This window comes from Cryobacterium sp. Hz9 (assembly GCF_004402825.1).
GTDB classification, from domain to species: Bacteria; Actinomycetota; Actinomycetes; order Actinomycetales; family Microbacteriaceae; genus Cryobacterium; species Cryobacterium gelidum.
Genome location: NZ_SOFC01000006.1, coordinates 214376 through 229239, shown reverse-complemented (window position 1 = coordinate 229239; position 14864 = coordinate 214376). Strand labels below are relative to the sequence as shown.

Below are 14864 nucleotides of genomic sequence, written 5' to 3'. Positions count from 1 at the left end.
TTGTACCCGGTTCTTGGGACAGCCTAATCGAGCGGGTTAGTTCGATTCCATGAGCTGCTCGAGGGTGCGACGGGCGCCCACCGTGTGCAGCAGGCCGAGCGCGCGGTCATACGCCGCCACGAACGCGGCGTCATCGATCAGATCACCAAACAGGTTTCGGTCGCGCAGGAACGAGTGCGGGTCGGTCATGTTGCCGGCGGCGCTTTGCATGACGGCGTCCTTGATCCGATCCACCACGTCGATCGGTTCGCCCTGCTCGTCGGTGCCCTCGGCGTATCGCGCCCAACTCGCCACGATCGCGGCCGAGAGTGCGAGTGGGCCGCCATGAGCCGACTGTTCCCGAATCACCGGCAGTAGCCACTTGGGAATGCGGTCGCTCGACTCGGCGGCCAGACGGGCCACGGTGTCTCGCACTCCCGGGTTGCTGAAACGCTCGATCAGCTGCGTCTTGTACTCTTCCAGGTCGATTCCGGGTACCGGCTTGAGGGTGGGCGAGCCCTCGCGGTCCATGTAGGCGCGCAAGAACGTGGCGATCAGCGGGTCGGCCGCGGCGTCGTGCACGAGGCGGTAGCCGCAGAGGTGCGCGAAATACGCCAGGCCCTGATGGCTGGCGTTGAGCAGGCGCAGCTTCATGAGTTCGTACGGCTCGACGTCGCTCACGAGCTGGGCGGCCGATTTCTCGTACGGCGGGCGCCCATCGGTGAATGCGTCTTCGAGCACCCACTGCAGAAACGGCTCGCAGACGACGGGCCAGCGGTCGGCGAGCCCAAACGTTTCGGCGATCTGGGCTCGGTCGTCGTCGGTCGTGACCGGGGTGATGCGGTCGACCATGGAGTTCGGAAAACGAACCTCGGCGTCGATCCAGGCGCCGAGGTCGGCGTCCTTGGCCGTGGCGAATGCCACGAATGAGCGGCGTGCGACGCGACCGTTGTCTTGCAGGTTGTCGCAGGACATGATGGTGAACGGCTTGATCGCGCGGTCGCGACGGCGGCGCAGGGCTTCGACCACGAGGCCGAAGACGGTCGCGGGGGCGGCATCCGCGTGCAGATCAGCCGCGACCTGCGGGTTCGTCAGGTCGAAACTGCCGGTGACCGGGTGAATGTTGTAGCCGCCCTCTGTGACGGTGAGCGAGACGATTTTCACCTCGCGGCTGGCGAGCCGTTCGATCGCGGCTTCCACATCGTCGGGGGCGAACAGGTAGTCGATGATCGACCCGATCACGCGGGCGTCGAGGCTGCCATCGGGGTGCTTGACCACCAGCGTGTACAGGCCGTCCTGCGCGAGCAGCGCGTCGCGCATGCGGGCATCGGACGGCATGACGCCGACACCGCAGATGGCGAAGTCGCGGGCGAGGCCCTGCTCGAGCAGATCGTCGATCATGAGGGCCTGGTGGGCGCGGTGAAACCCGCCGACACCGAAGTGCACGATGCCGGCCGTGAGACCGGCGCGGTCGTAGCTCGGCACATGCACGGCAGTCGACAGCGACGAGAGCGTCGCCGCGCTCAGTTGGACCAGCGCGGGGGTCGTGGTGTCGCTCATGCGTTCCTCATTCATTGTGTAGTCAGTTCATGGTCGGGGTCGGGGCGCAGCTGCAGCGCGTCGCCGAGGTGCAATCGGGTGCCGTCAAAGCGGATGCCGGTCAGGTCGGCCAGCACGAGATTGGCCCGGGTGTCGAGCCCCCGCTGGCCGATGCCGACGGTGAGCCCGATCTGCGCGGCCTGGGCCGAGACCACACCGGCGTCGGCGTCTTCGAACACCACGGCGCGGTGCGGATCGATGCCCAGCCGCTTCGCACCGAGGCGGTACGGATCGGGGGCGGGTTTGCCGCGGGCGACGTCGTCGAAGGTGACCAGGTCGGCCGGGCACGGCAACCCGGCAGCTTGCAGGCGGGCGCGGGCCACGAGGGTCACGGCGCTGGTCACGATGGTGAAGCAGCCGGTCGGCAGGGCCAGGAGCAGGTCGCGGGCGCCGGGCAGGGCGCGCACAAGCGGGGCCGTCTCGATCTCCTTCTGCATCAGCGCGCGGTCGGCGCGGTCCACGTCGGCGGCCGGCACGAGCTCGGCGATCGTCTCCCGGGCGGGTCGCCCGTGAATAATGTCGCGGTCGAAGTCGAAGCCGGGCGCGTACAGCGCTGCCCACTCATTCCAGGCGACGGCGGCCGCCTCGTCGGAGTTGACGAGCACGCCGTCGCAGTCGAACAGCAGGCCGTCGACCGGATAGCTGCCGGTGTGATGCTCCAGCCCCGTGCTGCTCACTGCGCGACCCCTACTTCCAGCGGCACCGCGCGTAAAACGGGCACGCCGGCCTCGGCGGCCAGGGCGAGCACCGCGTCGCTCACACCGGCATCGACCACGAGATGGTCAACTTCGTGGAGCTGGGCGAACTTCACCAGCCCGTGTTCGGCCAGCTGGTCATGGTCGGCGATGAGCACGACGGTGCTGGCGGCATCCATTGCGGCGCGCTTGATGACGGCCGCCTGCGGACTGGCGGCGAGCAGCTGGCCGCTCGGGGTGAGCCCGCACACGCTGATGAACGCCGTGTCGAGGCGGATGTGTTCGAGCGACTGGCGCGTCCACTGACCGGATTGCGAGTCGTCGGCGGGGTCGACGGCGCCGCCGAGGTTGTAGACCGAGAGTTCGGCGTTGCGGCTCGCCACGAGCGCCACCGGAATCGACGTCGTGACGACCTGCAGGGCGGCCGAGTCTGGCACGCACACCGACAGTGCCTCGGCGATCGGCCCGGCATCGATAAAGAGGATGCCGCTGGCCGGCAACAGGGTCGCCGCGAGCGTCGCGACCGGGTGCGCCGCCGGTTCCGGCGCCGTCACGCGGTCGAGGTCGGTCACCGGGTCGGCCACGCTGATCGCCCCGCCGTGTGCCCGACGCAGCAATCCGTCGTCTTCGAGGGTGCGCAGGTCGCGTCGAATCGTCTCTTCGGACACGGCGAGTGAGTCGGCGAGTTCGTTCACCTCGACCCGGCCCGCGCCGGCGAGCGCCGTCAGAATGCTGGTGCGACGGTCGTCGGCGCTGCGGGTCGTGCCCGCTGGATCCGGTTTCATCTGGGCTCCCCTGGGTGTTCGTGTGTGAAACAGCCGGCTACTTGATCGCGCCCATGGCCAGACCGGTCACGAGACGCTTCTGCGCCAGCCAGCCGGCCAGGACGACCGGCAAGACCGCGAGGGTCGATGCTGCCGAGAGTACCGCGAGAAACTGGCCGCGCCCGTCGACGAAGCTGCCGAGGAACGGCGGTGTGGTGCGCGCCATGGTCGAGGTGAGCAGACTCGCGAGAAAATATTCGTTCCAGGCGAAGATGAAGCAGATCAGCGCGGCCGCGGCGATACCCGGCGCGACGATGGGCATGACCACCCGCACGAGTTCGGTGAAGAAGTTCGCGCCATCGATCTGGGCGGCCTCGACGATCTCGAGCGGTACCTCGCTGAAGAATGAACGCATCATCCAGACCGCGAGCGGCAGATTCATGCCGACGTAGAGAATGCTCAGGGCCGAGATATTGTCGAGCATTCCAAAGCCCTGCAGCAGCAGGTAGATCGGAATGATCGCGGCAGCGATCGGCATGAACCGGGTGGAGATGAAGAAGAACAGGGCGTCGGTCGACTTGATGATCGGACGAATCGAGAGGCCGTAGGCGGCGGGGATGGCGAGCAGCAGCACGATGACGGTACTCAGGACGCTCGCGGTGAGGGAGTTGAGCAGGTAGACGCCGAACCCGCGGTCGAGCACCTCGGCGAAGCGGTCGAACGAGAGCGTCGTGAAAATGGTCGGGGTTCTCGTCGCCGCTGCGGCTTCGGTCTTGAAGGCCGTGAACACCATCCAGGCCACCGGAAAGAAGAACCCGAGCGTGACGACCCAGGTGAAGATGGTCAGGGCCGTGTTCGTGGCGCGGTGACGCATGCGCTTGGTATGTCGGCGCGGCGGGGTCGCGGCGTTTGCGCGATGAGCGGTGCTGACCGGGGTGGCGGTACTCATGGCTTGGCCCCTTCATTGGAGAAGATCTTGAATAGCAGGCGCAGCGCGACGCTCGCCACGATGATGGTCAGCAGCACGGTGATCACGCCGTAGGCGGCCGCCTCGCCGATTTCGAGTCCGACGAAGGCGCGTTCGTAGAGCAGGTACGACAGGGTCTTGGTGCCGCCGGTGCCGCGGGTCATGATGGCGATCGGGTCGAAGACCTGCAGCAGCATGATGCCGCCGAGCAGCACGGCCAGCTCGATGTACTGGCGCAGGTGCGGCAGTGTCATGTGCAGAAAACTGCGAATGGGGCCGGCCCCGTCGACGGATGCCGCCTCCAGCGTCTCCTTGCTCTGGCTCTGCAGCCCGGCGAGCAGAATGAGCATCATGAACGGGGTGTACTGCCAGGTGAGCACCATAATGACAGTCAGCGCCGGAAAATCGGTGTTCCACTGTACGGGGTCGACGCCGAGCGTCGAGAGGCCCCAGTTGACCATGCCGACATTCGCGTCGAGCATGGACCATTTGAAGATCAGTGCTGCGGCGGCCGGCATCATCAGAAACGGCGTGATGACGAGGGTGCGGGCCAGGCCCTGGCCGAAGAACTTGCGGTTGAGCAGCAGGGCGATGCCGAGGCCGAACAGTACGGAGAGCACGATCGACGAGCCGGTGATGACCACCGTCGCCGAGAGCGACTGCATGAACGCGCCGCCGGTGAAGACGGTCACGTAGTTGTCGAACCCGGCGAAGCCGCGCGAGCCGGGGCGCATCAGGTTCCAGTTCTGGAACGAGTAGTAGATGGTGACCAGGAAGGGAATCTGCGTCACCAGGATAGCGACGACGATGGCCGGCCAGACCAGGGTGCGAGCCAGGCGGAGGGCCTTCTTCTGGCCTCCAGTCAGGGGAGTTTTCGCGGGGCGACGTACCGAAGTGGGCGGCGCGGCGTGTGCCGGGCCGTGCCCGGGCTCAGCCACAGTCCTGATCAAGTCTGGCGCGGTCATGTCTGGCTTCACTCTCTCGGCAGTGCTTCTCGGCGGTGCTTCTCGGCGGTGCTTCTCGGCGGTGCTTCTCGGCAACGAAAGACGAGGGTGTCGCGGGCGGCGCCGACCTGGTCGGCGCCGCCCGCGCTCTACTGCCTACTTCTGGGCGTCCCCGGCTTGCTGCGCAAGCTCCTGGCCCTTGTCGAGAACGTTCTTGACCGTGTCCCGACCGGCAAACACGTCGGCGATGTCCTGCGACACCTGGTTGCCCAGGTCCTGGAACTCCGGCACGGTGACGTACTGGATGCCCACCCACGGCTGCGGGTTCACACCGGGCTGCGTCGGGTTGACTGCGAGCATGATGTCCTTGGTGATCGGCGCGAAAGCCTCAGCGGCAGCGAGGTAGTTCTCGTTCTCGTAGGTCGAGGTGCGCGATCCCGGGGGAACGCGCTCCCAGCCGAGAGTCGTGCCGACGAGGTCGATGTACTCGGTGCTGGTGGCCCAGCTCACGAACTCCCAGGCAGCATCCTGGCTCTTGCTGGTGTTCGGGATAGCGAGGTTCCACGCCCAGAGCCAGCCGGACTCCTTGGTCTCCTTGACCGGAGCGTGCACGTAGCCGACCTTGCCGGCGACGGCGGAGGTCTCACTCTCGAGGGGGCCAGCGGCGCTCGTGGCGTCGTACCACATGGCCGCGTTGCCCTGGGAGAACAGGTTGAGGCACTCGGTGAAGCCGGTCGAAACGGGGTCGGCCTCACCGGCATCCTTCACCAGGTCGGTGTAGAACTGTACGGCTTCGGTGAACTCCGGGGAGTTGACTTCGGCATTCCAGCCCTCATCGAACCAGCTGCCACCGAAGGTCTGCACGACGGTGGTCAGCGGGGCGAACAGCTCGCCCCAGCCGGGCTTGCCGCGCAGGCAGATGCCGGCCACGTCGTCGGTTTTGAGGGTGCGGGCGAAACCGGCGACCTCGTCCCAGGTGGGGTTGGTCGGCATGGTGAGGCCGGCGGCGGCGAACATGTCCTTGTTGTACATGAGGAAAGAAGACTCACCGTAGAACGGTACGGCGAAGAGGCTGTCGTCAACGGTGAGGGCTGCGCGCACGGGCGGCAGCAGGTCGTCGACGTTGTAGGCGGGGTCTGCTTCGGCGAGCGGGCCGAGGTCGACGAGCCAGTCGTTCTGGCCCCAGATCGGGACCTCGTAGCTGCCGACGGTGACAATGTCGTATTGGCCGCCCTGGGTGGCGACGTCCTTCGTGACGGCGTCACGCAGGTCGTTTTCCTCCATGGCGACGAAGTCCACCGTGATGTCGGGGTGGGAATCTTCGAAGGCGCCCTTGAGCTCCTCCATGTCCTTCATCTGCGGGTTGTTCACCGTGGCGAGGGTCAGGGTGACGGGGCCGTCAGCCTGCTGAGCACCGCCTCCGGCTCCGCTGCATCCGGCCAAAAGCACACCCACCGAAGAGAAGGCGACTGCGCTGAGCACAAGCCTTTTCTTCATGGAATAAGACTTCGTCATCTCAAACCTCTTCATCGTCGACACGTCCTTGTGGACTGGCATGTAGCCACTTTGACCCGATTGAGTGGAAAAAGCAATCAAATTTGTGGTTTTATGCCGTTTTACGAAGAGAAAATGCCCGAATATACATACGTACCGACGCGATACCCACAAAAACGGATGACGTCGCCCGTCGCCCGCGCTCCCTGCTTGCTAGTCTGAGTCCACGAGAAACGACCGGTGCCGGGCACCTGCACGGAGGCAGTCATGTACCCAGCGGAACGACAGGCCGCGATCATCGCGCTCGCCCAGGGGGGTACCGGGGAGATTTCGGTGGCCGCGGCCAGTGTTGCGCTCGGGGTCACCGCGGAGACCATTCGCCGCGATCTTGTCGTACTCGAACGCCAGGGCCTCATTCGCCGCCAGCACGGCGGCGCCCGCCTCGTGCAGAGCACCCCGTTCGAGATTGCGCTCGCCCAGAGACGGCTCGAGAACGCCCCCCAAAAGCATCGGATCGCCCAGAGGGTGCTGCAGGAGCTGCCGGACGACGGGGTCGTCCTGCTGGATTCCGGCGCGCTCACGCTCGTGATCGCATCCGTTTTTCCGGAGGACCGGCGACTGATCGTCGTGACCAACAATCTGCCCGCCGTGCGACTGCTCTCGCGCAAGCCCTTGCTCACGGTGCTCGCCCTGCCCGGTCGGGTGCGGAGCGTCTCGCAGGGCGCCGTCGATGAGTGGACTCGGGCACGCATCAGCCAACTCAATGTCGATGTCGCGTTCGTCGGTGGTAACGGGCTGACCGCCGAGGCCGGGCTCACCACGACCATTCCTGACGAGGCCGAGGTGAAGCGCGCCATGATGCTGTCGGGGCGGCGGCGGGTGCTCGCGCTCACCTCGAGCAAGATCGGCCAGAACTCGTTCTGCCACGTCGCCGACGCCAACGAATTCGATCTCATCATCACCGACGATGGCATCGATCCGCGTCAGGCTCGCAAACTGAGCGCCGCCGGGCCGGAGCTCGCGATCGTCTGAGTGGCGGTCGTCTGAGTCGCGGTCGTCTGAGTCGCGATCGTCTGAGTCGCGATCGTCTGAGTCGCGATCGTCTGAGTCGCGATCGTCTGAGTGGCGATCGTCTGAGTGGCGGTCGTCTGAGTCGCGATCGTCTGAGTCGCGATCGTCTGAGTCGCGATCGTCTGAGTCGCGATCGTCTGAGTGGCGGTCGTCTGAGTCGCGATCGTCTGAGTGGCGGTCGGCGGCGGGTCGCTTCGCCACGATCCGCGCCAAAAGTCGACCGATCTGTTTTTGCAATCAGGAAAATCAGACGGTATAGGGTTTCTACGTGCCCCTCGTACTGAGGGTAGACAGCATTTAGCCAATGGAGGCGTCATGTCCATTCAGAATCCCAACTCTGTCTTGCGGCGGAAGCCCATCGATGATGTCGGCGATGAATCCAAGAAGAACGGACTGTTCAAGAGCCTCGGGCTGTGGCAACTCACCGCGATCGGCGTCGGTGGCATCATCGGCATCGGCATTTTCACCCTGGCCGGCCTTGTCGCCAACGGCGGCCCCGACGGCAAGGGCGCCGGCCCCGCCGTAGTCATCTCGTTCCTCATCGCCGGTCTGGCCAGCGCTGCCGCCGCCCTGTCCTATGCCGAGTTCGCCGGAATGATCCCGCGTGCCGGGTCGGCCTACACGTACGGCTATGTCGCCCTCGGCGAGATCGTGGGCTGGTTCATCGGCTGGGACCTCCTGTTGGAATACATTGCCATCGTGGCCGTGGTGGCCATCGGCATCTCCGGCTACTTCACCGAATTCATGTCCGGTATTGGCGTGCAGGTGCCAACCTGGATGCAGGGGACGGCCGACACCCTCGACGGCGGGGTGATCAACCTGCCGGCGATCATCGTCTGTCTGCTCGTCACATTCATCCTCAGCCGCGGCACCCAGACTTTCGGCCGCTTCGAACTCGTCGCGGTCGGCCTGAAGGTGCTGCTGATTCTCGCCATCATCGTGCTCGGCTTTTTCTACATCAAGACCCAGAATTACGTCCCGTTCCTGCCCAATGGATTCGGTGCCGTCTTCACGGGCGCGGCCACGGTGTTCTTCGCGGTGTTCGGTTACGACGCCATGAGCACCGCGGCCGAAGAGGCCAAGGACGGCAAGAAGCACATGCCGAAGGCGATTCTGCTTTCCCTGACCATTGCGATGGTGCTCTATGTGCTGGCTACCCTGGTACTGACCGGCATGCAGAACTGGCAGGAGATCGACCCGACGGCCGCGTTCGCCGTGGCCTTCCAATCGGTCGGTCTGCCGGTGATCGCCACCATCATCTCGGCCTTTGCCGTTGTCTCCATCCTCACCGTGATGCTCACCTTCTTGCTGGGCGTCAGCCGGGTCTGGTTCTCAATGAGCCGTGACGGCCTGCTGCCCAAGTGGTTCTCGGGCACCGACAAAAAGGGCACTCCGCAACGCGTCACCTGGATTGCGGGCATCGCCTCCGCCGTTCTGGCTGGGGTCTTCCCGATTCGTCTGATCGCCGACCTGACCAACATCGGCATCCTGGCTGCCTTCGTTGTGGTCTGCGTCGCCGTCATCGTGCTGCGCCACACCCGCCCCGATGTGCCACGCACGTTCAGGCTGCCGTTCATGCCGATCGTTCCCGCGTTCGGTGTACTGGCATCCTTCTTTTTAATCACCCAGCTGCACTGGGAAACGTGGCTGAGGTTCGCCATCTGGCTGGTGATCGGCCTGGTCATCTACTTCGCCTACGGTCGTCGGAACTCCGTCATGAACCCGAAGAGCGCGCGCTACGTGGAGGTTGCGGCCGAGAAATAAGTCTTCACTCCGCTCGATCGGCGGCCAGGGTGCCGTCGACGAGCTTGACGATCATCGAGCAGTCCTTGCCGCCCTGGCCCTGGTCGATCAGGCGCTGGAACAGCTGCTGCACGTGCTGGCCGATCTCCAGCGGTGTGTCGGTGGCCGCAGCGGCCGCGATCGCCAGGCCAATGTCCTTATTGGCAAGCTCGGCGGTGAAGGTCGGCGCGAAGTCGCGGTTCACGGCCGCCGATGGCACCACGCCCGCAATTGGATACCAGGTGCGCAGCGGCCAGCTGTCGCCCGATGAAACGGATGCGATATCCCAGAACACCTGCGGGTCCAGTCCCAGCCGATCGGCCAAAACGGCACCCTCCGACGTTGCGGCCAGGTTGATGAACAGCATCAGGTTGTTGCAGATCTTCGCGGCCTGGCCGGTCGTCGCTCCCCCGGTCGGGATGATGTTCGCGGCCATTGGCTGCATATAGGCGGTCGCGTCGGCGACAGCATCCGCCGCACCGCCGATCATGAAGGTGAGCGTGCCCTTCTCGGCGCCGGTGATGCCGCCCGAGACCGGGGCGTCGACGAAACGAAAGCCGGCCGCCGCTGCGGCATCGTGCAGGGCCCGGGACGATTCGATGTCGATCGTGGACGACTCCACCAGGAGGGTTCTCGTGTCGGCGTGGGCCAGCACGCCGGAGTCGCCGAAATACACCGCACGGGCGTGCTCGCCCTTGGGCAGGATGGTGAAGACGACGTCGGCGCCGGCCACGGCATCGGCAATGCTCGTGGCACGGGTGACGCCGGCGGCCACCGCCAGGTCGAGGGCTTCGACGCTCAGGTCGAAGCCACGCACGCTATGCCCCGCCTTCACCAGGTTTGCCGTCATGGGGCCACCCATGTGGCCGAGTCCAATCCATCCGATGACCGCCATGGCCTAGCTCCTTCGCGTCGATGACGGGCGTCTATGCCCGTCATCACCACGATGGCACAACTTGTCGGCGGCTAGTGCACGTATTCGAGCAGGTCAGCCCCGACCGCGCGCATGCCGTCGAGCACCGCGAGCCGGGTCATCAGCTGCGTATCGTCGAACAGCATCGAGACGGCGTAGGTCACGCCGGCACGCGGACCGCGCAGAATACCCACCTCGCTGCGTACGCCGGTGGTCGTTCCCGTCTTGTTGACCATGAGCAGACCGTGGTCGCTCTCCCGGTGCGCGAGCGGATCCAGGCCGAAGGCACTGGCCACAAGGGACAGGTCGGTGTTGAGCGACAGCCAGCCAATCACCCGCGCGCTCGTCTCAGCGTCGACGATCTCGCCGCGGGCGAGCGCGGTGAACAGCCAGGCGAGTTCCTTGGCGCTGCCCACCGAGAGATGTGGCGCGTCATCGGGACCGCGTTTGTCGCGCACCAGGTCGAGCAGCGCGGTACGGCTGAGGCCCAGCTGCTCGGTGCGGGTGCGTACCGAGTGCAGCCCGACAGCGCGAATGAGAACGTTCGTCGCGAGGTTGTCACTCGACGCGCCGACCAGCGCGGCAAGGTCGGCGACGCCGAGCCGGGAAATCTGCAGGTGCTGCCAGACGCCCGAATCACTCACGGCGTCCAGGGGCGTGCGCTCAAACATTGTGGCCAGGCCGAATTCGGCGTCGTTCAGGCGCGCTGCCACCTCGATCAGCAGCAGCACCTTGCCGATGCTCGCCGTGGGCATCGACACGTGGTCATCGACCGAGAACAGCACCCGACCGGTCGAGAGGTCGGTCGCCCGAGCCGAGACCTGCACGCCGTTGATGGCGAGTTCACCCAGGGCCACAAAGCCGCGGGCGAAGTCGTCGGGGGTATCCGTTGTGCGGTGTTTACCGGCGGGCGGAGCGGCGTGGCGGGAACGACCGGGGCCGCCAGCATCCGCTGAAACGGACGCGGCATTCAGCTGATCACTCGCACCGTCGGCGTCGCGACTGGAAAAGACCACTGGTGATTCGATCCTTTCTGCGGCGACGACCTGCGCCGGCCTCATCTCCGGCTCAGAAGCGCCTGATACACACTAGTCCCGACGGGGGACAGGCGCGTCACCAGATGGTGACGCGATTCTCGGGGGCCAGCCAGAGAGCATCCGCTTCGGTCACATCGAAGGCGTCGTAGAACGCGGGAATGTTGCTGACGATCTGGTTGCAGCGAAACTCGTTCGGCGAGTGCGGGTCGATGGCCAGCAAGCGGATCGCTTCGGCGTCGCGCAGCTTCATTTGCCACGCCTGGGCCCAGGAGAGAAAGAACCGTTCGGCACCGGTGAGTCCGTCGATGACCGGGCTCTCTTCGCCGTTCAGCGAGAGCAGGTAGGCCTTCCAGGCGATGGAGAGCCCGCCGAGGTCACCGATGTTCTCGCCGATCGTCAGCGCACCGTTCACCGTGTGGCCCGGGATGGCCTGTGGGGCGAGACCCTCGAATTGCGCGATGAGCGCGGTCGTGCGCAGCTCGAACGCTGCCTTGTCGTCGGCGGTCCACCAGTCGGTGAGCCGGCCGTCGCCATCGTACTTGGAGCCCTGGTCGTCGAAGCCATGACCGATCTCGTGGCCGATGACCGCGCCGATCGCACCGTAGTTGGCGGCCGGGTCGCGCGCATCGTCGAAGAACGGAAACTGCAAGATGGCGGCGGGAAAGACGATTTCGTTGAATCCCGGGTTGTAGTAGGCGTTGATGGTCTGCGGGGTCATGAACCATTCGTCGCGGTCGAGCGGCTTACCGATCTTGCCGAGCTCGCGCTGAAACTCGAACTCCCCCGCAGCCTTGACGTTGCTGATGAGGTCGCCGGCGGCGATCTCGAGGCTCGAATAGTCGCGCCATTTCACCGGGTAGCCAATTTTCGGCGTGAACTTGCTGAGTTTTTCGAGGGCTCGTGTGCGTGTCTCCTCGGTCATCCAGTCGAGCGTGCTGATGCTGTTCTGGTAGGCCGCGACGAGGTTGGCCACGAGCACGTCCATGCTCACCTTGGCGCTCGGCTTGAAGTGGCGCTCCACGTAGATGCGGCCGACGGCCTCGCCCAGGGCGCCCTCCACGAGCGAAACGCCGCGCTTCCAGCGGTCGCGCAGCTGCGGGGTACCGCTCAGGGTGCGGCCGTAGAAGTCAAAGTTCGCTTCGACGAAATCACCCGACAGATACGCCGCACTCGAGCGGATGACCTGCCAGCGCAGCCAGTCCTGCCACGTTTCGAGCCGGTCGTCGGAGAGGGCGGTAGCGAGCCCGGAGATGTAGCTGGGTTCCCGTACGACGACCTCTTCGAAGGCACCAGCCGGGGCGTCGAGGCCTTCCAGCCAGAGGTCCACGTTGGCGCCGGCAGCAAGCGCGGAGACCTGACCCCAGGTGCGCAGGTTGTAGGTCTTCTCGCTGTCGCGGGTGGAGACTTTGTCCCAGTGATGCGAGGCGAGTTCGGTCTCGAGGTTGAACACGCGCCCGGCGCGTTCGGCGGCGTCGGCGAAACCGGCGAGGGTGAACATCCGCTCGAGGAATTCCTGATACTTGGTGCGGATCTCGGCGAACTTTTCTTCGCGGTAGTAGCTCTCGTCTGGCAGGCCGATGCCGCCCTGCGCGATGAAGACAAGATAGCGCTCGGGGTTGCCCGGGTCGTTGTCGACGTAGAGGTGGAAGGCACCGGCGACGCCGCCACGTTCGAGGCGGCCCAGGGTCGAGAGGAGTTCGGAGATGGTGGTGACCGCGTCGACAGCGGCAAGGTCGTCGCGCAGCGGGGTGGCGGCGAGCGCTTCGATGCGTTCTTCGTCGAGAAAGCTCGTATAGAGGTCGCCGAATTTGCGCTCCAGGCTGCCCGCAGGCGCGGTCTGCGCCTCGACGATGATCTCGCGCACGGCCTTCTCGGCGTCTTCGGCCAGCATCATGAACGAGCCCCAGCGGGCCTTGTCGGCGGGAATCTCGCTGCGCGCGATCCACTTTCCGTTCACGTGCCGAAAGAGATCGTCTTGCGGGCGCACCTCCGGGTCAAGTTCGTTCTGGTTGATTCCGGATGCAGTCGCCAGCTCAGTCATGTCTTCAGCCTATCCGGGGAGGGTGACAGGTTGTCGATCGGCCGGGTCGCGTCCGCTGCTCGACTGACTATTCGCCGGCTCGTGTCTGCAGCGCCTCGCGGGCGCGCCAGGTACCGGTGGTCGCGCCCACCAGAGCGGGCGCGGCGACCCACAGTTGGCGCGGCGACCGGCTGCCGGCCCCGCCACGGGGCGCGCGGGCCCGCCGTAGAGTCGAACCATCAATATTCTGCGGGCACAGCCCATCGACCGTGACATCCTGCGGCTCGCCGTGCCCGCGCTCGGCGCCCTCGTGGCCGAACCGCTGTTTCTGCTGGCCGATTCGGCAATGGTCGGGCACCTCGGCACCACCCCGCTTGCCGGACTCGGCCTCGCGAGCGCCGTGCTGCAGACCATCATCGGCCTCATGGTCTTTCTCGCCTACAGCACGACCCCGGCCGTGGCCCGCTGGCTCGGCGCCGGCGACACGAGACGGGCGGTGTCTGTGGGCGTTGACGGGCTGTGGCTCGCCCTCGGCCTCGGCCTCGTTCTGGCGGCCGGCGGCCTGCTCGCCACCCCGGTGCTCGTCGGCGCGTTCGGCGCCGGGTCCGCCGTGACAGCGGATGCCGCCACCTACCTCGGCATCTCCATGGTCGGCCTGCCCGCCATGCTGCTGGTGTTCGCCGCCACCGGACTGCTGCGCGGCCTGCAGGACACCCGCACCCCGCTCTACGTCGCCGGGATCGGCTTCGGCGCGAACATCGCGCTCAACTATGTCTTCATCTATCTGCTGGGCTGGGGCATTGCCGGATCGGCCATCGGCACGGTCGTGGCGCAGTGGGGAATGGCCCTGGTCTACCTCGTGGTCGTCGCCACGCATGCCAGGCGCCACAGCACCCCGCTGCGCCCGCACCGGGCCGGAATGCTGCTCGGTGCCCGCAGCGGAGGCTGGCTGTTCCTGCGCACGCTGAGCCTGCGCGCCGCCATGCTGCTCGCCGTCTTCGTCGCCGCCCAGCTTGGCTCCCCCGAGCTCGCCGCCTTCCAGATCGCGATGACCCTGTTCGCGACGCTCGCGTTCGCGCTCGACGCTCTCGCGATCGCCGCCCAAGCCCTCATCGGTCTCGGCCTCGGCGCCGGGGATGTGGCCGGGGTGCGTGCCGTCCTGCGCCGCTGCCTGGAATGGGGCCTGCTCGCCGGCCTCATCCTCGCGGTCGTCGTGATCGGCACGAGCGGAGTACTCGGGCATGCGTTCACCAATGCCGACGCGGTGACGCAGCTACTGCCGCTGACTTTGATCGTGCTGGGGGCATCCGTTCCCCTCGGCGCGGTCGTGTTCGTACTCGACGGCGTGCTCATCGGAGCCGGCGACGCTCGCTATCTCGCACTGACCGGGCTGGTCAACCTCGCCGTGTTCGTGCCGCTGGCTGCCGCGGTGCTGTTCTGGGCACCGACCGGCGCGACCGGGCTCGCGCTGCTCATGGCCGCGTTTGCCTTCGGCTACCTCGGCGCCCGTGCCGTGACCCTGAGCCTGCGCGCCCGCACGCTCGCCTGGATGGTCGTCGGCGCGCGCTGATCCGTCGCAGAATCGCTCGTTCTGCCCGG

The 14864-nt window shown here is 66.1% G+C and carries 12 protein-coding genes; 3 read left to right on the top strand and 9 right to left on the bottom strand.

What is annotated here, in order from left to right; translation table 11 throughout:
• Window positions 1-36 precede the first annotated feature (36 nt).
• The 6 genes from E3N85_RS01705 to E3N85_RS01680 all read right to left on the bottom strand — a co-directional run bounded on the left by E3N85_RS01705 (window position 37) and on the right by E3N85_RS01680 (window position 6445).
• The gene (locus tag E3N85_RS01705; RefSeq protein ID WP_198412029.1) at window positions 37-1539 is read right to left on the bottom strand and encodes a mannitol dehydrogenase family protein; all 1503 of its coding nucleotides are present in this window, start codon (window positions 1537-1539) and stop codon (window positions 37-39) included.
• An 11-nt stretch (window positions 1540-1550) separates the two neighbouring features.
• A complete protein-coding gene (locus tag E3N85_RS01700) occupies window positions 1551-2255 on the bottom strand; it encodes an HAD-IA family hydrolase (protein WP_134458737.1) in 705 nt (234 codons plus the stop codon).
• On the bottom strand, window positions 2252-3058 hold the full coding sequence (locus E3N85_RS01695) for a DeoR/GlpR family DNA-binding transcription regulator (protein ID WP_134458735.1): 807 nt from the start codon (window positions 3056-3058) through the stop codon (window positions 2252-2254). The genes E3N85_RS01700 and E3N85_RS01695 overlap by 4 nt, the downstream gene beginning before the upstream one ends.
• A 37-nt stretch (window positions 3059-3095) precedes the next feature.
• Entirely contained in the window at window positions 3096-3986 is an 891-nt protein-coding gene (locus E3N85_RS01690; protein ID WP_198412028.1) for a carbohydrate ABC transporter permease, read from the bottom strand.
• The gene (locus E3N85_RS01685; RefSeq protein ID WP_134458733.1) at window positions 3983-4969 is read right to left on the bottom strand and encodes a carbohydrate ABC transporter permease; all 987 of its coding nucleotides are present in this window, start codon (window positions 4967-4969) and stop codon (window positions 3983-3985) included. The genes E3N85_RS01690 and E3N85_RS01685 overlap by 4 nt, the downstream gene beginning before the upstream one ends.
• A gap of 135 nt (window positions 4970-5104) precedes the next feature.
• Entirely contained in the window at window positions 5105-6445 is a 1341-nt protein-coding gene (locus tag E3N85_RS01680) for an ABC transporter substrate-binding protein (RefSeq protein ID WP_241978244.1), read from the bottom strand.
• Between the two features lie 264 nt (window positions 6446-6709).
• On the opposite strand from E3N85_RS01680, the gene E3N85_RS01675 reads away from it, so the two are divergent.
• Both E3N85_RS01675 and E3N85_RS01665 read left to right on the top strand, forming a co-directional pair.
• Window positions 6710-7474, top strand: coding sequence for a DeoR/GlpR family DNA-binding transcription regulator (locus tag E3N85_RS01675; protein ID WP_134458731.1), 765 nt, complete (start codon window positions 6710-6712; stop codon window positions 7472-7474).
• A 354-nt stretch (window positions 7475-7828) separates the two neighbouring features.
• Window positions 7829-9277 (top strand): amino acid permease, encoded by a 1449-nt coding sequence (locus E3N85_RS01665; protein WP_134458730.1) that lies wholly within the window; start codon window positions 7829-7831, stop codon window positions 9275-9277.
• A gap of 4 nt (window positions 9278-9281) precedes the next feature.
• Here the strand turns inward: E3N85_RS01665 and mmsB are convergent, their stop codons facing one another.
• From mmsB to E3N85_RS01650, 3 genes are all read right to left on the bottom strand, one after another.
• Window positions 9282-10190 carry a 3-hydroxyisobutyrate dehydrogenase gene (gene mmsB, locus E3N85_RS01660; RefSeq protein WP_134458729.1) on the bottom strand — a complete coding sequence of 303 codons (909 nt, stop codon included), beginning with the start codon at window positions 10188-10190 and terminating at the stop codon, window positions 9282-9284.
• A 71-nt stretch (window positions 10191-10261) separates the two neighbouring features.
• Window positions 10262-11224 (bottom strand): serine hydrolase, encoded by a 963-nt coding sequence (locus E3N85_RS01655; RefSeq protein ID WP_241978243.1) that lies wholly within the window; start codon window positions 11222-11224, stop codon window positions 10262-10264.
• Window positions 11225-11321: 97 nt separating this feature from the next.
• Entirely contained in the window at window positions 11322-13286 is a 1965-nt protein-coding gene (locus E3N85_RS01650; RefSeq protein WP_134458725.1) for a M13 family metallopeptidase, read from the bottom strand.
• A 226-nt stretch (window positions 13287-13512) separates the two neighbouring features.
• On the opposite strand from E3N85_RS01650, the gene E3N85_RS01645 reads away from it, so the two are divergent.
• Entirely contained in the window at window positions 13513-14835 is a 1323-nt protein-coding gene (locus E3N85_RS01645) for an MATE family efflux transporter (protein WP_134458723.1), read from the top strand.
• The last annotated feature ends 29 nt before the right edge of the window (window positions 14836-14864 follow it).